Origin of the sequence: Saccharothrix espanaensis DSM 44229 (assembly GCF_000328705.1) — a bacterium.
Classification (GTDB): domain Bacteria; phylum Actinomycetota; class Actinomycetes; order Mycobacteriales; family Pseudonocardiaceae; genus Actinosynnema; species Actinosynnema espanaense.
In genome coordinates, this window is the sequence record NC_019673.1 from 1,337,408 (window position 1) to 1,356,810 (window position 19,403).

A 19,403-nucleotide genomic window follows, 5' to 3' on the forward strand; every position below is an offset into this window, starting at 1 on the left:
CTCGACCCGGTCGGCGCAAGCGCAACCGCGCGGAACCCTGGACAAGGCTTCGGCGCGTGCCAGGCGCGACGGGTGGGTCATTTGGCGTCGGCGTAGCTGTTGACGGGGGTGGCGTTGATCGGGAAGTGCACCGGGGTGTCGCCGAAGACCAGCCGGGAGGCTTCGACGCCGGCGGCGGTGATCTCCGCGCACACCACGTCGGCCATCTCGACCGGGCTGTGCACCAGGACCTCGTCGTGCTGGAAGAACACCAGGTGGGCCTCCGGCGCGGACTGCTGCAACCGCCGCCGCAGGGCGCCCAGCAACGCCGCCGTCCAGTCGGCCGCGCTGGCCTGCACCACGAAGTTGCGGGTGAAGCGGCCCCACTCGCGGGCGGCCCGGCGGCCCTGGCGGGCGGCGTCCTCGCCCTCGTCGGCGTTGCCGGTCGTCTCGTGCCACGCCTCGGACGGCGGCGGGCTGGTGCGGCCCAGCCTGGACCGGACCAGCCGACCCTGCTCGCCGGCCGTCGCGGCGGCTTCGACGTAGCCGACGGCGTCCGGGAAGCGGCGGCGCAGGACGGCCAGCAGGGGGCCCGCCTCGCCGCTGGTGCCGCCGTACATCGCGGACAGCATGGCGATCTTGGCCCGGCCCCGGTCGCCGTCGAACGCGTCCGCCGCCAGGTTCGTGTACAGGTCGTCGTCGCCGGAGACCTCGGTCAGCCGGCGGTCGCCGGACAGCGCCGCCAGCACGCGCGGTTCGAGCTGGGACGCGTCGGCGGCCACCAGCTGCCAGCCCGGGTCGGCCAGCACGGCGCGCCGCAGCGTGCGCGGGATCTGCAACGCGGCACCGCCCCGGGTCGCCCACCGGCCCGACACGACACCGCCGACCACGTAATCGGCCCGGAACCGGCCATCGGACACCCACTGGTCCAGCCACGACCAACCGTGCGCGACCCACAGCCGGGCCAGTTCCTTGTACTCCAGCAGCGGTGCCACGGCCGGGTGGTCCACGTCCTTGAGCACCCACGCCCGCGCGGACGGGATCTCGATGCCCTCGCGGCCGAACGCGCGCACGATGCCCGGCGGGTGGTCCGGGTTGACCGCCCGGCCGCCGAACGCCGCGGTGATCCGGTCGGCCAGCTCGGCCAGCCGGCTCGGCCGGGCACCGGCGGCCGGCCGCGGCCCGAGCAGCTCGACCAGCAGGTCCTCGTGCACGTCCGCCCGCCACGGCAGCCCGGCGTGGGTCATCTCGGCGGCGGCCAGGGCACTGGCCGACTCGGCGGCGAACAGCAGGCGCAACCGGTCGGCGTGCGGCAGGTCGGCCACCACGCGCTGCTGCTCGGCGTGCACGGCCAGCACCGCCGCCAACGGGTCCTCCGCGCCGGGCAGCGGCTCGCGCTCCGGCTCGAACAGGGTCGGCTGGGTGTCGCGCTTGCGCGGGCCGTGGTCCGGTGGCACGGGCAGGCCGCGCAGCCGCGCCAGCGCCGCGCCCAGCTCCCGGGGCTCGCGGTGCCGGCCCTGGTGGGCGAGCAGCAGCGACTCCACGTGGTGCAGGTCGAGGCAGCGCTCCACCCGCACGCCGCGGGCCAGCAGGTCGGGGTAGACCTCGGCGGTGGCGGGCCACAGCCAGCGCGGGCGGGTGCGCTCCAACCCGGCCACGGTCGCGGCCAGGTCGGTCGTCTCGACCACCGGCCCCTCGGGCACGCCGGTGTCGGAGAGCAGCCGGACCCGTCCGGCGTTCTCCGCGTGCGACACCAGGGCGGCGAGCATGTCCTGATTGTGCACGGGGGGTACGACAGCCCCGGTCGACCGACGCCGCCGGTCGGGCGCACCCCGGACGGGGACACCCGTTCGTGGCGGGAGGTGGCGGGCAGTATGTGCGCCGTGGAACGGATCCTGTCCCCCGGCGAGCTGCTCGACGCCCGGCACGAGGTGGTGCCCTTCCACGGCCGGGTCCGGGAGTCGGCGGCGGTGGCGCGGTGGCGGGACGGGGCCGCGCCGGCGGCGCTCCTGCTGCTGCACGGGCCGTCCGGGGTGGGCAAGACGCGGCTGGCCGACCGGTTCGCCGACGACGTGGTGCGGGTGGTGGACGACGCCGACCTGGTGCCGTGGCGGGAGCTGGTCCGGCTGCTCGGCGAGCCGGTCGGGCGGGCCCGGGTGCTGCTGGTGGCGCGCCGCGCCGGCTGGTGGTGGTCGGCGTTGCGCCAACGCGCGGGCGATCTCGACTACGCGGCAACGGAGTTGGCGCTCACGCCGTGCCCTGAGGAGCACGCCGCGTCGTTCGCGTCGGCGTGCGCGCACTTCGCGGACTTCCTGGGCCGCCCGCGCCCCGAGGTGCCGACGCCGGCCGCCGGGACCTTCCACGACCTGCACCTGGCCGCGCTCGCCGCGGTGCACGGCTCGTCCGCCGACGACCCGGTCGAGCTGGTCCGCTGGCTGTCCGACACCGACCCGGCCGCGCCCGCGACCCGCCGGCTCGCGGAGGACGTGCTGGCGGTGACCCTGCTGGACGACCGGATCGAGCCCGAGCGCACCCCGGACGCGCTGGAGACCCTGCTGCGCGCCGCCGAGCGCTGGCCGCACGCCCTGCGCCGCGCCGAACGGCTGTTCGCCGCCGACCCGGGTCTGGTCGCGCTGGTCGGCGCGGCACCGCTGACCGTGCTGGCCGAACGCCCCGAGCCGGCGAGAGCCGTCGCGCGCCAGGTGTTCGACGACCCGAGGTTCCACGGCGACGCGCTGCCCGCCGTGCTCACCCGGACCCTGCTGCACGACCACGCGCGCAGCGCGCGGAAGCCGGAACTGGCCGAGCTGCACGGGACGCTGGGCGCGCGGGCCGCGCTCGCCGCGCTGCGCGAGGAGGCGCTGGAGGCCGCCCGCACCGAGGTCGCGCTGTACCGGGAACTGGTCCAGGACGACCCGGGGGAGTACCGCTCGGCGCTCGCGGACGCGGTGGGGGACCTGGGTTTGCGGCTGATCGCGGTGGGCCGGGACGGCGCGGCGCTGGCCGCGTCGGAGGAGGCCGTGGCGCTGTGCCGGGAGGTCGCCGCCGACGATCAGGAGTGCACGCCGCAGCTCGCCGCCGCGCTGGACCGGCTCGCCCTGGGGCGGGCGGCGCTGTGCCGCCGGGACGCGGCGCTGGCGGCGGTGAGCAGGGCCGCCCTGCTCTACCAGGAGCTGCACCGGCGCAACCCGGCGCTGTTCCGGTTGGACTTCGCGAAGGTCACCCACCACCTCGCGGTGCGGCTGTTCGAGGTGGACCGGCAGGTCGAGGCCGGTGACGCGGCGCGGTGGGCGGTGCTGCGGTGGCGGCAGGTCGCGGACGCCGATCCGCGCTACGAAGCCGAGTTCGCCCGCACGCTGACCTCCGTCGCGGCGCTGCTGTCGGCGTTCGGGCTGCCCGACGACGCGGCGTCGGCGGCCCGTGAGTCGATCACCGTGCTGCGCCGGCTGGCGTCGGCGAACCCGCGCGACTTCGAACCGGAGCTGGCCGCCGCGCTGGCGCACCTGGGCGCGGTGCTGCACCGGTCGGGCCGCCGGGTCGACGCGCTGGCCGCGTCCCGCGAGGCGGTCGGGCTGTGGCGGGCGGTGGGCGGCGCGGGGCTGGCGGCGGCGCTGGGTGAGCAGGTCGACCTGCTGGCCGGCCCGGAGCGGGTCGCGGCCGCGGCGGAGGCGGTGGAGCTGTTGCGCCCCTTGGCGATCCGGTCCCCGCTGGAGCACCAGGTGGACTTCGCGGTCGCCCGCTCCCGGCTGGCGCGGCTGCTGTTCGACGTCGACCCGGTCGGCGCGCTGCGGATCGCGCGGGAGGAGCTGGCCGAGCGGCGGCGGGTGCCGCGACAGGTCCTGGTGTCCGGCGGCGGGAAGCTCGCGGTGGCGTGGCGCGGCCTGTCCGACGCGCTCGCGCGGGCCCGGCACGGCGAGCCGGCGCTGGCGTTCGCCGAGCGGGTCGCCGACCTGTGGCGGGACCTGGTCGGCCGGCACCGGGGCGCGTCGGTCGGCTACCCGGTGGCGGTGCACCGCACGGCGGAACTGTTGCGGGCGAACGGGAACCCGGAGGCGTTGTCGAGGGCTCGGCGGGCCGTGCTGGCGTGGCGGCTGACCCGGACGCCGGACGAGCTGGCGGCCGAGTTCCGCTACGCCGACGCGCTGTCCCTCTACGCCCGGCTGTGCGCGCAGGCGGGGGAGGAGCTGGACCGCGCGCTGCCGGCGGCGCACCGCGCGGTGCTGGTGCTGCGGGACGGGCGGGCCGCGCCGGACCGGCTCGCGCGCGCCGTCGAGGTGGTGGACGCGGTGGTCCGGGCGCACGACGACCCGCAGGCCGCGCGCGCCCGGACCCGGGCGGCGCCGCGCCCGTGACCGTCCTGGTGGCTAGCTCTTGGTGAGCATGGCGCGCAGGAAGAACGCCACGTTCGCCGGGCGCTCGGCGAGCCGCCGCATGAAGTAGCCGTACCACTCGTCGCCGTAGGGCAGGTAGACCCGCATCCGGTTGCCGTCGGCGGCGAGCCGGCGCTGCTCCTCGGGCCGGATGCCGTAGAGCATCTGGAACTCGTAGCTGTCCTTCGACCGCTCCGACGCCAGGTCGGCGGCGATCGCGATCAGCCTCGGGTCGTGCGAGGCGACCATCGGGTAGCCCTTGCCGGCCATCAGCACCTTCAGGCAGCGCACGTAGGACAGGTCGACCTCGGCCTTGTCCTGGAACGCGACCGAGGCCGGCTCCTGGTACGCGCCCTTGCACAGCCGGACCCGCGACCCGGCGTGCGCCAGGTCCCGGCAGTCCTGCTCGGTGCGCTTGAGGTAGGCCTGGAGCACCGCGCCGACCCACGGGAAGTCCACCCGCAGCTCGCGCAGGATGCCCAGCGTCGAGTCGGTGGTGGTGTGGTCCTCCATGTCGAGGGTGACCGTGGTGCCCACGACCCCGGCGGCGGAGCAGATCCTGCGCGCGTTCTCCAGCGCGATCTTCTCGCCGTCCACGGGCAGGAACTGGCCCACCGCGGACAGCTTGACCGACACCTCGGCCCGGTCGGCGTAGCCCGCCTTCTGCAAGCGGCCCAGCAGCTCCAGGTAGGCCTCGACGGTGCCGGTGGCCTGCGCCGCGTCGCGGGTGTCCTCGCCGAGGTGGTCGAGGGTGACCAGCCGGCCGTCGGCCAGCACCTCGCCGGTGGTGGCGATCGCGGCGTCCACGTCGTCACCGGAGATGAAGCGCTTGACGACCGGCCGGGTCAGCGGCGTGCGTTCGACGAGCCCGCGGATGGCCCCGGATCGCGAGGCGGCGAGCAGTGTGGAGCGGAGCATGGTCACCCCTGGTGCGGGTAGCGGTGGGAAGTCGGAGCCGCGAACGTCTCCTTGATGGAACGGGGGCTGACCCAGCGCAGCAGGTTGTGCACCGAGCCCGCCTTGTCGTTGGTGCCCGACGCCCGGCCGCCGCCGAACGGCTGCTGCCCGACGACCGCGCCGGTCGGCTTGTCGTTGACGTAGAAGTTGCCCGCGGCGAACCGGAGCTCGTTCTGCGCGTGCGCGATGGCGGCGCGGTCGCGCGCGATGATCGCGCCGGTGAGGCCGTACGGGGCGGCGCTCTCCATCTGCTTGAGCACGGTGTCGTAGTCGGCGTCGTCGAACACGTGCACGGCCAGCACCGGGCCGAAGTACTCGGTGGTGAACACCTCGTGCGACGGGTCGGAGCCCAGGATCACGGTGGGGCGCACGAAGAAGCCGTCCGAGTCGTCGGCGGTGCCGCCGGCCGCGACCTCCAGCTTCGGGTCGCCCTTCGCGGCCTCCAGCACGCCGGACAGCTTGTCGAACGAGCGCCGGTCGATGACCGCGCCGAGGAAGTTCGACAGGTCGGTGACGTCGCCCATGGTCAGCGACTCGACGTCGGAGATGAAGTCGTCCTTGACCCGGTTCCACACCGAGCGCGGCACGTAGGCGCGGGACGCGGCGGAGCACTTCTGGCCCTGGTACTCGAACGCGCCGCGGACCAGCGCGGTGCGCAGCACGTCGACGTCGGCCGACGGGTGCGCGAGCACGAAGTCCTTGCCGCCGGTCTCGCCGACGATGCGCGGGTAGGAGCGGTAGCCGGCGATGTTCGCGCCGACCTGGCCCCACAGGTGCTGGAACGTCCGGGTCGAGCCGGTGAAGTGGATGCCGGCCAGGTCCGGGTGGGTCAGCGCGACCTCGGACACGGCCAGGCCGTCACCGGGCAGCAGGTTGATCACGCCCGGCGGCAGGCCGGCCTCCTCGAGCAGCCGCAGGGTCAGGTGCGCGGCGAGGCTCTGGGTGGGCGACGGCTTCCACAGCACCACGCTGCCCATCAGGGCGGGCGCGGTGGGCAGGTTGCCCGCGATGGCGGTGAAGTTGAACGGGGTGACCGCGTAGACGAAGCCCTCCAGCGGGCGGTGGTCGGTGCGGTTCCACACGCCGGGCGAGGACTGCGGCTGCTCGGCGGTGAGCTGCCGGCCGAAGGCCACGTTGAAGCGCCAGAAGTCGATCAGCTCGCAGGCGGCGTCGATCTCGGCCTGGATCGCGGTCTTGGACTGGCCGAGCATGGTGGCCGCGTTCAGCGTCTGCCGCCACGGGCCGGCCAGCAGGTCGGCGGCCTTGAGCAGGATGGCCGCGCGGTCGTCGAAGGACAGCGCGCGCCACGCCGGGGCGGCCTGCTGGGCGGCGGCGATAGCGTCCCGGGTGTCCTGGGTGGTCGCGCCGTGCAGGGTGCCCAGGACGGCGCGGTGGTTGTGCGGCTGGACGACGTCGAAGCGCTCGCCACCGCCGACCCGCTGCTCGCCGCCGATGGTCAGGGTCAGTTCGGTGGGCTCCTTGGCCAGCTCGGCCAGCTTGGCCTGCAGCTGCGCCCGCTCGGTCGAGCCGGGGGCGTAGTTCAGGACGGGCTCGTTCACCGGCACGGGGACCCTGGTCACGGCATCCACAAAGCAGCTCCTTCGCCACGGAAAGACTGTGTCGTCCCACGGTAGGACTACCGAGCGTGCACGCTGTTGTCCGCCCGTCTAGGCTTGCGACCCCGGCGTTGTTCGCACGGACAAACGTGCGGCCGGTCGGCTGCCGTCCGAAAGGGGGGCACGGGTGAGCCTGCGGCAGGTGCTGATCGCTCTCGGTGACCCCCTGGTGGAGATCCAGGTCGCCCCGCACGGCCTGGAGGTCGACGTCCACGACGTGGTGATCCTCGACCCGGACGACGTGCCCGACGTGCGGCCCGGTGATCTCGCACTGGTCGTCGGTGCTCGCGGACGTGCGGCGTTGTCGCTGGTCAGGGCGGCTGGGCAGGGCGGTGCGGCGGCGGTGGCGGTGAAGGTCGACGCGCCCGCCCCGATGCTGCGCCAAGCCGCGGCGGACGCGGGCGTGGCCCTGCTCGCGGTCCGCCCCGAAGTGCGCTGGGAACACTTGGAGTCACTGGTCCGGGGCGTGGTCAGCAGTGCCCGGCTGACCGCCGACGCGGGCGCGGGCGAGGTGCTCGGCGACCTGTTCGCGCTGGCCCAGACGATCGCCGCGCTGACCGGCGGGATCGTCAGCATCGAGGACACCGCGAGCCGGGTGCTCGCCTACTCCCGGTCGTCGGACGAGGTCGACGAGCTGCGCCGGCTGTCGATCCTGGGCCGGCAGGGGCCCGAGCCGTACCTGAAGATGCTCCGCGAGTGGGGCGTCTACCAGCGGCTGCGCTCCGGCGAGGAGGTCGTCCGGATCGAGGAGCGGCCCGAGCTCGGCATCCGGCGGCGGATCGCGGTCGGGATCCACGCGGGCAGCCAGCCGCTGGGCACGATCTGGGTGCAGGAGGGCACGACCCCGCTGACCGGGCAGTCCGAGCGGGCGCTGCTGGGCGCCGCCCGGGTGACCGCGCTGCACCTGGTGCAGCAGCGCGAGCCGGCCGCCGCGTTCCGGGAGAACCTGCTGGCGTCGTTGCTGGCCGGCCGGATGGACGCCGCGTCGGTCGCCGGCCAGATCGGCGCGGACCCGGACAAGCCCGCCGCCGTCGTCGTGTTCGCCCTGCGCGGCCAGGAGAGCGCGGACCGCACCCAGCACGAGCTGCGGCACACCGAGATGACCGGGCTGATCTCGGTGCACGCGGCGGCCTACCGGCGCAGCGCGCTGGTGAGCCGGTCGGCCGGGCGCACCTACGTGCTGCTGCCCGACCTGCCGCCGACCGCGCCGCTGTTGGCCCTGACCAAGGAGATCGTGGCCACCGCGCGCAAGCACATGGGCCTGCGGGTGCAGGGCGCGATCGGCTCCACGGTGTCCACCGTGGACGAGGTGATGGTCTCGCGCAACGAGGCCGACCGGGTGCTCGACGCGATGGCGCGCGACCTCGACGCGGACGTCGCCACGCTCGCCGACGTCCGGTCGCGGGTGCTGGTCAGCGAGACCCTGGCGCTGCTCGCCGACCACCCCCGGATCCGCGATCCCCGGCTCGCCGCCCTCGACCCGGAACTGGCCCGTTCCCTTTTGGCGTACTTGGACGCGTTCGGTGACGTGCGCACCGCGGCCGGTGTCCTGCACGTCCACCCGAACACCCTGCGCTACCGGGTCCGCCGGGCCGCTGAGCTCGGTGGTTTCGACCTCCAGGACCCACTGCTCCGGGTGTTCGCACAGTTGCAACTAAGGCTGCCCTGAGCACGTCACCGTCCGGCCCTTAAGCTCCGCGCGTGAACCTCGATGCGTCGCCCAGGCGCGGCAGTGACTTCGCGGAGTTGTCCAGGTCGGTCAAGCAGGCGGGTCTGCTCGACCGCCGGATCGGCTTCTACGTGCTGTGCCTGGTCGGCGGCATCGCCGCACTGGGCGCGACCATCACCGCGATGGTGGTGGTCGGTGACTCGTGGTGGCAGCTGGCCCTGGCGGCCCTGCTCGCCGTCGTGTTCACCCAGCTCGCGTTCCTCGGCCACGACGCGGGCCACCGGCAGATGTTCGCCACCAACAAGGTCAACGGCGCTATCGGCCTGGTGCTGGGGAACCTGCTGGTCGGCGTCGGCTTCGGGTGGTGGATGGGCAAGCACAACCGGCACCACGCCAACCCCAACCACGAGGACGAGGACCCGGACGTCGACATCGCCGTGCTGGCGTTCAGCGCCGAGCAGGCGCAGCGCAAGCGGGGCTTCTTCCGCTGGGTGGTGAAGCACCAGGCGTGGCTGTTCTTCCCGCTGCTGCTGCTCGAAGGCTTCAGCCTGCACGCCATCAGCATCGGTGCCGCCGTCCGCCGCGAGGTGCGCGGCTGGCAGGTGGAGCTGGTGCTGTTCGCGGTCCACGTCGTCGCCTACTTCGGCCTGGTCTTCACGATCATGTCCCCCGGCAAGGCCATCGCGTTCATCGCCCTGCACCAGGGCCTGTTCGGCGTGTACATGGGCTGCTCGTTCGCCCCGAACCACAAGGGCATGCCGGTGCTCACCGCCGGCCACCAGCTGGACTTCCTGCGCAAGCAGGTCCTGACGTCCCGCAACGTGACCGGCGGCTGGTTCACCGACTTCCTGCTCGGCGGCCTCAACTACCAGATCGAGCACCACCTGTTCCCGAACATGCCGCGGCCGCACCTGCGCCACGCGCAGAAGCTGGTCCGCGACTTCTGCCACGAGAAGTCGATCTCCTACGCCGAGTGCGGGCTGTTCAGGTCCTACGGCTACGTGCTGGAGTTCCTGCACGAGGCGGGAGCTGAACTGCGCGATACAGATAGGCTCGCTCCATCAACGTCCAAGTAGTCGTGGTCAGCAGGTAGATCCCGGCGGCCAGCGGCAGCACGGCGGAGATGACCACCGTGCCGAACGGCAGCAGCCGCAGGACCTTCGCGAACGGCGGCTGCGGCCCGCCCGTCCGCGCGGCGACCGCCGCCTGCCGGCGCGACGTCGCGAACGCGACCGCGGTCAGCACCGCGAACAAAGTCAGGAAGACCGCGTTGTGCTCGTACACGCCGAACCAGTGCGTGCCCAGCGAGGTGCCGAACAGGGTGCCGTCCAGCAGCGGGTTCGGCGTGCTGACCAGGCGGTACATCACCATGAAGAACGGCGCCTGGACGAGGGTGGGCAGGCAGCCCGCGAACATCGAGGTGCCGTTGCCCCGGTACAGCTCCAAGGTCTTCTCTTGGAGCTTGCGGGGGTCTTTCCGGTACTTCTCCTGGATCACCCGCATCTCCGGGGCGAGCGCGGCGCGGGCTTTCTCGCCGCGCACGGCGGCACGGCTGAGCGGGTGCATGAGCAGTCGGACGAGCGCGGTGAACGCGACGATGGCCAGGGCGGGCGTGGCGACGCCGGCCAGGGCTGAGCCCAGGTCGTAGAACAAGGTATGACTCCGTTTGCACGAGCGGGAACGGGGACGTCAGGCGCTCAGGCCGAGTCCCGGTGCTCGTGGACGGGGACGCCCTGCGGCGTCGGGGTCGCGCAGGCGCAGGAAAGCCGATTTCAGGGCCTTCTCGCGCAACGAGAGGGACCGCGCCCAGGTCGGGACGGTCTGCGCCGTCGGCGCGGCGGAGAGCAGCAGCAGGACGACGGCGACGGCCGTGACGACCGCCAGCAGGTCGGCCGGCGAGTGCGGGAGGGTGAGCGCGAACAGGCCCGGCAGCCAGAGCGCGAGCAGCACCTGCAACCTGGCCACGTCCACCTCCCCGGATCCGTCAGTCGAGACTACCCACCAGAGCGGGCCTGGTGGGGTGGTCGTAGCGCACGATCACATCCGCCGCCGGTTCGTAGCCGGCGTACGCGGGCAGCGTCCACGCCTGTCCGGGCGCGGTCTGGCGGGCCAGCGCGGCCTCCGACAGCCACAGGTGCACGGTCAGCTCGGCGGGCAGCCACTTGTCCAGCAGCAGGGTCCCGTCCAGCAGCAGCACGCCGCCCTCGGGCAGGGTGACGTAGTCGGCCCGGCTGGCTCGGTCGGCGGCGGCGTTCCACAGCGAGGGCAGCACCCGGCCGGTGCCGCCCGGCTCCAGCGGGTCGAGCACCTCGCGGAGCAGGCCGCCGGTGTCCAGCCAGCTGTCCCGGAACGAGTCGGGGTCGGTGTGGCCGAACTCCAGGCGGACCGAGGCGGGGCGCAGGAAGTCGCCGGCGGACACCCGCAGCACCGGGCGGCCCCGGGCCCGCAGCGGCTCCACCAGGGCGTCGGCGAGGGCGTCCGGGCGGGCCGGCGGCGCGCCGTCAAGCAGCACCCGGGTCCACGCCGTGCGCGGCCCGTCGGTCCGCTCGACCAGTTCGGCGACGAGGGTCTGCGGGGTCAGCGGTCGGACCTTCACGGCTGCGGGTAGTCCTCCCAGCCGGCCGGCAGCGCCGGCACCGGCCAGCCGGGGTCCGGGGCGAACTCCGACCACGCCGGGTCCCACCAGGTCGTGCCGGCGTCCAGCATGGCCTCGATCTCCTTGCCGGTGCGGCGGATCGCGTCGCCCTGCTCGGCGGTGTACTTGCCCTGCGCGACCTGCGCCTCGAACTCCTCGCGGTCCCGGTCGGTCCAGCCGCCGCCGACCGGCACCCAGTAGTCCAGCTCGTGGTCGAGCGTGTCGAACCCCAGCGGCGTGCGCCGGAACGGGTCCTGCAGGTTGAGGTACCAGCCGGCGAAGCGGCGGTCGTCGGCGTCGCCCTGCCAGTAGAGGTCGACCGAGTAGGCGTCGCCGGGGCGGTGCAGCTGGAGCTTGCCGTGGCCGTTCCAGCGCTCCCGGCCCAGCTCCCGCCAGTGGTGCGGGACGGGGTGCGGCGGGAACCCGAACCGGGTGCCCGGCACGGTGAAGACGGCCAGCAGGTCCGGCCCGTCCTCGACCACCCTGGTCGGCGTGACCGCCCACGGCCGGCCGTGCAGCACTTCCCGGCGCAACGCCACGTCCCCCGGCGCGAAGAACCCCATGCCGACCAGCCTAGGCGGGCGGGACCGGGCGGCTACCCGAGCGCCCGGCCGAGCCGGGCCCGGGTCAGCGCCCGCCGGGGATCGGCCCGGGGGAGCAGCCGGACCAGCCGTTCCAGGACCTCCGCGTCCTCCCCGATGCCCGCGAGCGAGAGCACCGGTCTTCGCCGGGTCGGGCGCGGCACGCGCAGCAGGAAACCCTCGTCCAACGGCTCCACGACGGCCTCGCGCCCGTCGGCCAGCCGGACCGGCCCGCCGGACACGTCCACCCGGGCTGCCGGCAGGTCCGAGGCCGCCGCCAGCACCCGCCCGCTCGGGCTGAGCAGCGCGCCGGGCTCCCCGCGCAGGTCGATCAGCCGGCCCAGGTGCGCCGAGCGCACCCGCTCGTCGCGCAGCGCCTGCTGGACCTGCAACTGGCTCTCCACCAGCCGCGCGGCCGTCGCGACCAGGGCGGTCATCGCCGGGTGCACGCTGGTCAGCGGGCCGCTCACGTCGACCACGCCGAGCGTGCGGCCGGTGTCCGGGTCGCGCACGGGCGACGCCGTGCACGTCCACCCGTGGTAGGTGCGCACCAGGTGTTCCGCCGAGTGCACGGTCACCGGGCGGCCCAGGGCCAGCGCGGTGCCCATGGCGTTGGTCCCGATCGCGTCCTCGCTCCACCGCGACCCCTCGGTGAGCCGCACCCGCTCGGCCCGGCCGCGCACCGACGCCGCGCCCTCGCACCACAGGACGTGGCCCTCCGCGTCGGTGATGATCATGATGTGCTCGGCGTCGTCGGCGATGGCCACCAGCGTCTCCCGCAGCATCGGCAGCATCGCCGCCAGCGGGTGCGCCCCGCGCCGCTCCACCACCTCGTCCGGGGCCAGCACGACCGGCGCCTCGTGGCGGTCCGGGTCGACCAGCGCGGCCAGCGAGCGCCGCCACGACTCGACGATCACGGCGCGCGCGCCGGGCGTCGGCGTCCCGCTCAACGTCGCCTCGCGCAGACGGGCGAGCCGGCGCGGGTCTGGGTGCATCGGGCAACCTCCTGGCTGACCAGGATGACCCGTCGCCGCGCGGGGCGGCAAGCCGATCGCTGCTCCGATCGGGTGCAACGTGACTGCAACGTTGTGCGCCTTACGTTCACCCGGCGATCAACGCGACGACGCGGGAGGCGACGAGATGACCAGGTACGCGGCACCCGGCCGGCCGGGCAGCGTGATGACCTACCGCGAGCGGTACGACCACTTCATCGGCGGCGAGCCCGTGCCGCCGGCCAGGGGCGGCTACTTCGCCGACACCTCACCGGTCACCGGCGAGGTGTTCACCGAGGTCGCCCGCGGCACCGCCGAGGACGTCGACCGGGCGCTGGACGCCGCCCACGGCGCGGCGCGCCGCTGGGGCCGCACCTCCCCGGCCGAGCGGGCGACCGTGCTCACCGAGATCGCCGACCGGATCGAGGACCACCTCGAAGTCCTGGCCGTCGCCGAGACCTGGGAGAACGGCAAGCCGGTCCGCGAGGCGCTGGCCGCCGACCTGCCGCTCGCGGTGGACCACTTCCGCTACTTCGCGGGCGTCATCCGGGCCCAGGAGGGCGGCATCTCGCAGATCAGCGAGGACCTGGTCGCCTACCACTTCCCGGAGCCGCTCGGCGTCGTCGGGCAGATCATCCCGTGGAACTTCCCGCTGCTGATGGCCACCTGGAAGCTCGCACCCGCCCTCGCGGCGGGCAACACCGTCGTGCTCAAGCCCGCCGAGCAGACCCCCGCCTCGATCCACGTCCTGCTGGACCTGATCGCCGACCTGCTGCCGCCCGGCGTGGTGAACGTCGTCAACGGCTTCGGCGAGGAGGCGGGCAAGCCGCTCGCCTCGTCCCGGCGGGTCGCCAAGGTCGCGTTCACCGGCGAGACGTCCACCGGCCGGCTGATCCTGGAGTACGCGAGCGAGAACCTGATCCCGGTCACGCTGGAACTGGGCGGCAAGAGCCCCAACATCTTCTTCGCCGACGTCGCCGCGCGCCGCGACGCGTTCTACGACAAGGCGCTGGAGGGCTTCACCATGTTCGCCCTCAACCAGGGCGAGGTGTGCACGTGCCCGTCCCGGGCGCTGATCCAGAGTTCCATCTACGACCAGTTCCTGGCCGATGCGACCGAGCGCACCAAGGCCGTGCGCCAGGGCGACCCGCTCGACACCGAGACCATGATCGGCGCGCAGGTCAGCGCCGGGCAGCGGGACAAGATCCTGTCCTACATCGACATCGGCCGGCGCGAGGGCGCGCGGCTGGTGTGCGGCGGCGAACCCGCCGACCTCGGCGGCGAGCTCTCCGGCGGGTACTACGTGACGCCGACGATCTTCGAGGGCGACAACAAGATGCGGGTGTTCCAGGAGGAGATCTTCGGGCCGGTCGTCTCGGTGACCCGCTTCGACGACTTCGACGACGCCGTGAAGACCGCCAACGACACGGCGTACGGGCTCGGCGCGGGCGTGTGGTCGCGCGACGGCGGCACGGCGTACCGCGCGGGCCGTGAGATCCAGGCCGGCCGGGTGTGGGTGAACAACTACCACTCCTACCCGGCGCACGCGGCGTTCGGCGGCTACAAGCAGTCCGGCATCGGCCGTGAGAACCACCGCGTGCTGCTCGACCACTACCAGCAGACCAAGAACCTGCTGGTGAGCTACTCGCCCGACGCGCAGGGGCTCTTCTAGGACCACCAGGGGAGGCGACCCGCCGGCCGCCTCCCCACCTCGGCTGTCCCGGCCGATTCTCCGCAGCCGATTCTCCGCGGCCGGCTATCCCCGGCCGACTACTTCCACGGGACCTGCGGCGAGGGGTAGAAGTTCACGCCCTGCGCCTTCCACCGCGGACCCTGCGCAGCCAGCCGCTCCTTGAACTTCGCCCAGTCGTGGGTGCTCCACGGCGACCACCCCAGCTCGGCGATCGCGGGCAGCCGCGGGAACGCCATGTACTCGACCTCCGCCGAGTTCGTCAGCGTCTCCGACCACAGCGGGGCCTCGACCCCGCGCACCGCCGACTCCGGCAGGTCCTGGACGTACGCGCCGGGGTTCCAGTCGTAGGCGTCCTCCACGTCGGTGTACCCCGCCCACTTCAGGCCGAGCTTGGTGTTCTCGTCGTACTTCATGTCCAAGTACGCCTTGGTCGCCGGCGACAGCACGATCCGGTTGCCGCGCGCGGCCGCGGCGACCATGTCCGCGGCCACCGTCTTGGTGCCCCAGAACTGCGGCACGGCCGACGCGTCCGGCGTCGCCTTCACGAACTCGTGCCAGCCCGACGCGACCTTGCCGTGCTTGCGCACCAGCGGCAGGACCTTGTCCATGAACTTGATGAAGTCCGGGTCCGTCGTCACCAGCGCCTCGTCGCCGCCGATGTGCAGGTGCTTGCCGGGCGTCAGCGCCGCGACCTCGCGCAGCACGTCGTCCACGAACTTGTAGGTGATGTCCTTGTCGATGCACAGCGAGCTGAAGCCGACCTCGATGCCCGTGTAGAGCGGAGGGGCGACGCCGTCGCAGTTCAGCTCGGCGTAGGAGGACAGCGCGGCGTTGGTGTGGCCCGGCAGGTCGATCTCCGGGATGACCTCGATGTGCCGGGAGGCCGCGTAGGCGACCAGGTCGCGGTACTGGTCCTGGGTGTAGAAACCGCCCGGCCCGCCGCCGACCTCGGTGCTGCCGCCGTGCTTGGTCAGGTTGGGCCAGCTCTTGATCTCCAGCCGCCAGCCCTGGTCGTCGGTCAGGTGCAGGTGCAGCCGGTTGACCTTGTACTGGGCGATCTGGTCGATGTAGCGCTTGACCTCGTCCACGGAGAAGAAGTGCCGCGCCACGTCGAGCATCGCGCCCCGGTGCTCGTAGCGCGGGTAGTCCAGGACGCTCACGCCGGTCGCGTTCCACGGCCCGCGCTGCCTGGTCTTGGACTCGACCTTCGCGGGCAGCAACTGCCGCAACGTCTGCACGCCCGCGAACAGGCCGGCCGCCGTCCGCGCCCGGATGACGACCCCGCGCCGGGTCACGTCGAGCTGGTAGCCCTCCTTGCCGACGCGGTGGTCCGCGCCGGTCAGCAGGAGCGAGATGCCCCGGCCGGACGCGCCGGGCACGACCGGCAGCCGGAAGCCCGTGGACGGCCGCAGCACGCCCGCCAGGTACTCGCCGACCTGCTTGGCCTCGCGGGACCCGGGCTGGGTGTGGATGCGGGTGCCGCCGGTGAGCGAGTAGGTCACGCCCGGCTTGGGCGCGGCTTTCACGGGTGCGGGCACGATGCTCAGGGGCACTGGTTTCTCCGGGGCTGCCGGTTCGGCGACCGCGGTGCTCGCGGCGCCCAGGACCAGCAGGGCGGCGAGCGCCGGGCCGAGCAAGCGGCCGGCACGACTGGTCGGTTCCACTCTTCGAGGCACGGACATCCTCCATGATCGGCGTGGATCACCCGTGCGGCGGCTCCGATCACCGTTTCAGCCGTGCCCCGACAGTGTCAAGGTCCAGACCAATCAGACGAACTTCGGCGTGCCGAGTTCCCGCCAGACGGCCGGGAAGTGCTCTTCCACGCGTGCGGCCTTCGCCTGCTCCAGCCCGTGCAGCAGACCGAAGGTGAAGCCGTTCTCGCCCTCCCGGAACGCCTGCGCACCGAGTTCGCGCAGCACCGGCCGCGCCACGACGCTGTCCTGGTGGTCGCCCAACAGCGTCTGGAGATCCTTGAGGCGCTTGCGGTACTCCTGGGCGCTCTTGCCGTACAAGGGCTCCACGGTCTCCACCGCGTACCGCAGCCGCTTGGCCGCCTTACGCGACTCGTGCAGCGATTCGTCGTCGTGCGCGTTCTCCGCGTGACGGGCCAGCCGCGTGTACGTCTTCACCACGAACTTCGGCAGGACGTCCTTCGCCTTGCCACGGGCCAACGGCGTCAACGGCGGATCGGCGATCAACGCGTCCACGGCGTTCAACAGCGAGAAGTAGCGGCGGCTGTTCATCGCCGTCATGGCCGACTCGTGCGCACCGGCCTCCATCGGCGCGAAGTGCCGCGTGAGCAGCGCGGACACCGACCCGAGCACCAGCGTGGGGTCCAGCTTCGCCACGTTCGCCTCGTACCCGGCGCGCATCACCTCCGCGTCGCGCGCGTCACCCAGGACACCCGCGAACCACTTCAGCTCGTCGGTCAGCTCACGGGTCCGCTCACGGTCCACGACCTTCCCGAACGCCTGTAGCGCGCTGCGCATCCGACGTGACGCCACCCGCATCTGGTGCACCGCGTCCTCCTCCTTGCGGCGCACCTTCGGGTCGTGGAACTTGAGGGCGTCCGCCTGCTCGCGCAGGTACGCCAGCACCACGTCACCCGCGGACTTCCCCCGCTTGGGCGGAGGCGGTGCGGGCGTGAGCCGGCCGGAGAGCAGGCGGGTCAGCTTGGCCGACGACGTCGACCGGGTGATGCCCACCTCGGCCAGCCGGCGCTCCACCTGGTCGAGCAGCGCGAGGTCGCCCCGCTCGCCCAACTCCACCTCGATCTCGCGCCAGGTGTCCACCGACGCGTCCGCGACGTCCTGCGCGGACACCAGGTCCTCGACCACCTCGACCAGCAGCTTGCCGCGCTCGTCCACCAGCTGCCAGCGCTGCCGGGTGGTCTGGATCCGGGCCACCGGCGTCAGGGCGTCACCCCGGGCGTGCACCTGGACCAGCGAACCGAGCTCCTTGGGCGGGTGCTTCGCGGCCCGTCCGGGCGGCAGCCGCACCTCCTCGCGGGTGTCCTCGGCCACCGGCAGCTTCAGGTGCCAGCCCGCGTCGTCACCCCCGACCCGACGGCGCAACGTCAGACCGGCACGGGCCAGCCGCAGGTCGGCGGTGTCGTAGTAGACCGCCTCCAGCCGCTGCTCCTCCGGGCCCGCGGCGGCGGCCACCCCCGGCAGATCGGCCAGTTCCGGCAGCGCGACGCCGGTCGGGGCCTCGTACTTTCGTTCCGTCTCGTGAACCGATGTCGACATGTACCAGGCATACACCGTTGAATGGGTGTTTACGCTAGGTAACTGTGGGTGAGCGGCCGTTGACCTGCACGGGGGTTTGTCCCGGCCCGTCCGCGTGGTTTTCCCGGCGGGCGGCTCGACGGGCGTGGTTCGTGGGGTTGGCTGGATCGCGTGCCCACGGAGAAAGAGCGGCTCGACGCGGTCGAGCCGACCGTCGCCGAACTCGTCACCCGGCTCCAGCTGCTGACCGCCGAGCTGGGGCGGGTCGGTGCGCGGCTACAGGTGCTGGAGCGCCGGCTGGCCGGTGCCGGCTCCGGCCCGGACGAGGACTTCGACGCGCTCGACGGCGAGGTCGGCGACATCGTGGCCGCGCTGCGGGCCGCGTGGGAGGCCGAGCAGGAGGTGCTGGCCGACTCGGTGCGGATCGAGCTGCGCCAGGAGGTCGCCGAGTACGAGGCGCTCAAGGAGCGGCGGGACGCCGGGCGGGCGCGGCTGGCCGCCGGCCGGATGCCCCGGTTCGAGCGCGACCAGCTCGACCACGAGGTGCACCAGCTCGACTGGCAGATCGGCGCCGCGGAGCCGGGGGCCCAGGACGCGGCGGCCCGGCTGGAAGCCGACTCGGCGGCGGCCGAGGACCCGAGGCGCCAGGAGGCCATCCTGGCCGGCGAGAAGGCCCGCGAGGAGATCTGGGACGCGGCGACCAGGCGCCTGGAGCGAGCCCTGGCCGCCGACACCCGCCTGCCGGTGTGGTTCCGCGTGGGCCTGGGCGAGATCCCCAGCCCCAACCCCAACCCGTGGGTACGAGCCGCCACCGGTCTGATCGCCTACCGCCTGGAGTACGGCGTCACCACGGCCGTGGACCCGCTGGGCGATCCCCCCACCGCCGGCTCCGGCTCAGCGGCGTGGGTCCGCCGCACCGAGGTGCACACCGACCTGGCCGACCAACTGGAAACCCTCCGCCCCTGACCCGCGCGCCGCCCTACTTCGGGCAGATCGCGATCATCGCGGCCAACGCGTCGTGCTCGGCCTGGTCGACGGTCAGCCCGTAGGTGCTCTTCACGGTGATCCAGTTGGCGGCGTAGACGCACCAGTACCCCTCGACCGGCGGCTTCCACTTCGCCGGGTCCTGGTCGCCCTTGGCCCGGTTGCTGGTCGCGGACACCGCCACGAGCTGGACGCCCCCGAGGTCGTTGGCGAACTTCTGCCGCTGCTCGTCGGTCCACTTGTCCGCACCGGACCGCCACGCCTCGGCCAGCGGCACGGTGTGGTCGATGTCCAACTTCCCCGCGTCGGTGAAGGTCACCCCGTCGTAGGCACTGACCCACGTTCCCGAAGTGGCCTTGCAGTCCTTGTCGCTGCGGACGTCCGCGCCCTGCCGCTGCAACACGACCTCGCGCGTGTCACACGAGTTCCCCTGCCCGCTCCAGTGCGGGAACCGGTCCCGGCTGTAGCCCGCCATCTTCCCCTCGGCCGCGACCGCCAACCCGGCCAACAACGGGGCCGGGTCCTGGGCGGGCGCGGTGCCGGGCGGTTGGCCGGCGGTGGACGTGGGCTGGGTCGGGGTCTTCGACTCCTGGTAGCGGGTCAGGTAGTAGCCGATCGCCAGCAGCAGGATCAACACCGCCACGCTCGCCCACGTCGTCGTCCGCTTCCGGCTCATGGGCACCAATGATCAGCGATCACC

16 protein-coding genes are annotated in these 19,403 nt (G+C 73.3%); 5 read left to right on the forward strand and 11 right to left on the reverse strand.

The annotated features are described in order from the left end of the window. Positions 1-77: 77 nt before the first annotated feature. The gene (locus tag BN6_RS06305; RefSeq protein WP_015098721.1) at positions 78-1,748 is read right to left on the reverse strand and encodes a bifunctional 3'-5' exonuclease/DNA polymerase; all 1,671 of its coding nucleotides are present in this window, start codon (positions 1,746-1,748) and stop codon (positions 78-80) included. 114 nt (positions 1,749-1,862) lie between these two features. On the opposite strand from BN6_RS06305, the gene BN6_RS06310 reads away from it, so the two are divergent. Further along, complete coding sequence (locus BN6_RS06310; protein WP_148302757.1) at positions 1,863-4,331, forward strand: hypothetical protein; 2,469 nt, start codon at positions 1,863-1,865, stop codon at positions 4,329-4,331. A gap of 12 nt (positions 4,332-4,343) precedes the next feature. Here the strand turns inward: BN6_RS06310 and BN6_RS06315 are convergent, their stop codons facing one another. Beyond that, entirely contained in the window at positions 4,344-5,267 is a 924-nt protein-coding gene (locus BN6_RS06315) for a proline dehydrogenase family protein (RefSeq protein ID WP_015098723.1), read from the reverse strand. A gap of 2 nt (positions 5,268-5,269) precedes the next feature. Further along, entirely contained in the window at positions 5,270-6,895 is a 1,626-nt protein-coding gene (gene pruA, locus BN6_RS06320; protein WP_015098724.1) for an L-glutamate gamma-semialdehyde dehydrogenase, read from the reverse strand. A gap of 154 nt (positions 6,896-7,049) precedes the next feature. Here pruA and BN6_RS06325 point away from each other — a divergent pair, with 154 nt between their 5' ends. Then, positions 7,050-8,591: a PucR family transcriptional regulator gene (locus BN6_RS06325; RefSeq protein ID WP_015098725.1), complete on the forward strand. Its 1,542-nt coding sequence runs from the start codon at positions 7,050-7,052 to the stop codon at positions 8,589-8,591. Between the two features lie 32 nt (positions 8,592-8,623). Beyond that, the gene (locus tag BN6_RS06330) at positions 8,624-9,667 is read left to right on the forward strand and encodes a fatty acid desaturase family protein (protein WP_041312121.1); all 1,044 of its coding nucleotides are present in this window, start codon (positions 8,624-8,626) and stop codon (positions 9,665-9,667) included. Here BN6_RS06330 and BN6_RS43320 read toward each other — a convergent pair. From BN6_RS43320 to BN6_RS06355, 5 genes are read right to left on the reverse strand one after another with little or no spacing between them, the layout of a single operon-like run. Continuing rightward, on the reverse strand, positions 9,576-10,244 hold the full coding sequence (locus BN6_RS43320) for a YidC/Oxa1 family membrane protein insertase (protein WP_015098727.1): 669 nt from the start codon (positions 10,242-10,244) through the stop codon (positions 9,576-9,578). The genes BN6_RS06330 and BN6_RS43320 overlap by 92 nt on opposite strands. Positions 10,245-10,280: 36 nt before the next feature. Continuing rightward, complete coding sequence (locus BN6_RS06340; RefSeq protein WP_015098728.1) at positions 10,281-10,556, reverse strand: DUF6412 domain-containing protein; 276 nt, start codon at positions 10,554-10,556, stop codon at positions 10,281-10,283. A gap of 19 nt (positions 10,557-10,575) precedes the next feature. Further along, entirely contained in the window at positions 10,576-11,187 is a 612-nt protein-coding gene (locus BN6_RS06345; protein WP_041312127.1) for a nucleoside/nucleotide kinase family protein, read from the reverse strand. Then, a complete protein-coding gene (locus BN6_RS06350; RefSeq protein WP_015098730.1) occupies positions 11,184-11,789 on the reverse strand; it encodes a DUF402 domain-containing protein in 606 nt (201 codons plus the stop codon). The genes BN6_RS06345 and BN6_RS06350 overlap by 4 nt, the downstream gene beginning before the upstream one ends. Before the next feature lie 32 nt (positions 11,790-11,821). Beyond that, positions 11,822-12,802, reverse strand: a complete 981-nt coding sequence (locus BN6_RS06355) for a GAF domain-containing protein (RefSeq protein WP_015098731.1) — start codon at positions 12,800-12,802, stop codon at positions 11,822-11,824. 145 nt (positions 12,803-12,947) lie between these two features. Here BN6_RS06355 and exaC point away from each other — a divergent pair, with 145 nt between their 5' ends. Further along, complete coding sequence (gene exaC, locus BN6_RS06360; RefSeq protein WP_015098732.1) at positions 12,948-14,471, forward strand: acetaldehyde dehydrogenase ExaC; 1,524 nt, start codon at positions 12,948-12,950, stop codon at positions 14,469-14,471. A 98-nt stretch (positions 14,472-14,569) separates the two neighbouring features. Here the strand turns inward: exaC and BN6_RS06365 are convergent, their stop codons facing one another. Together BN6_RS06365 and BN6_RS06370 are read right to left on the reverse strand one after the other, a co-directional pair. Continuing rightward, complete coding sequence (locus tag BN6_RS06365) at positions 14,570-16,174, reverse strand: beta-N-acetylhexosaminidase (protein WP_041312130.1); 1,605 nt, start codon at positions 16,172-16,174, stop codon at positions 14,570-14,572. Positions 16,175-16,258: 84 nt separating this feature from the next. Beyond that, complete coding sequence (locus BN6_RS06370) at positions 16,259-17,740, reverse strand: CYTH and CHAD domain-containing protein (RefSeq protein ID WP_015098734.1); 1,482 nt, start codon at positions 17,738-17,740, stop codon at positions 16,259-16,261. Positions 17,741-17,890: 150 nt separating this feature from the next. Between BN6_RS06370 and BN6_RS06375 the strand changes: the two genes are divergently transcribed. After that, a complete protein-coding gene (locus BN6_RS06375; RefSeq protein WP_015098735.1) occupies positions 17,891-18,685 on the forward strand; it encodes a hypothetical protein in 795 nt (264 codons plus the stop codon). 13 nt (positions 18,686-18,698) lie between these two features. Here the strand turns inward: BN6_RS06375 and BN6_RS06380 are convergent, their stop codons facing one another. Next, positions 18,699-19,379 carry an HNH endonuclease family protein gene (locus BN6_RS06380; RefSeq protein ID WP_015098736.1) on the reverse strand — a complete coding sequence of 227 codons (681 nt, stop codon included), beginning with the start codon at positions 19,377-19,379 and terminating at the stop codon, positions 18,699-18,701. Positions 19,380-19,403 lie beyond the last annotated feature (24 nt).

Coding starts and splice junctions, on each gene's coding strand:
- BN6_RS06305 (WP_015098721.1), bottom strand. CDS start 1,748: ATGCTCGCCGCCCTGGTGTCGCACGCGGAGAACGCCGGACGGGTCCGG.
- BN6_RS06315 (WP_015098723.1), bottom strand. CDS start 5,267: ATGCTCCGCTCCACACTGCTCGCCGCCTCGCGATCCGGGGCCATCCGC.
- BN6_RS06350 (WP_015098730.1), bottom strand. CDS start 11,789: ATGGGGTTCTTCGCGCCGGGGGACGTGGCGTTGCGCCGGGAAGTGCTG.
- BN6_RS06355 (WP_015098731.1), bottom strand. CDS start 12,802: ATGCACCCAGACCCGCGCCGGCTCGCCCGTCTGCGCGAGGCGACGTTG.
- exaC (WP_015098732.1), top strand. CDS start 12,948: ATGACCAGGTACGCGGCACCCGGCCGGCCGGGCAGCGTGATGACCTAC.
- BN6_RS06365 (WP_041312130.1), bottom strand. CDS start 16,174: ATGTCCGTGCCTCGAAGAGTGGAACCGACCAGTCGTGCCGGCCGCTTG.
- BN6_RS06370 (WP_015098734.1), bottom strand. CDS start 17,740: ATGTCGACATCGGTTCACGAGACGGAACGAAAGTACGAGGCCCCGACC.
- BN6_RS06380 (WP_015098736.1), bottom strand. CDS start 19,379: ATGAGCCGGAAGCGGACGACGACGTGGGCGAGCGTGGCGGTGTTGATC.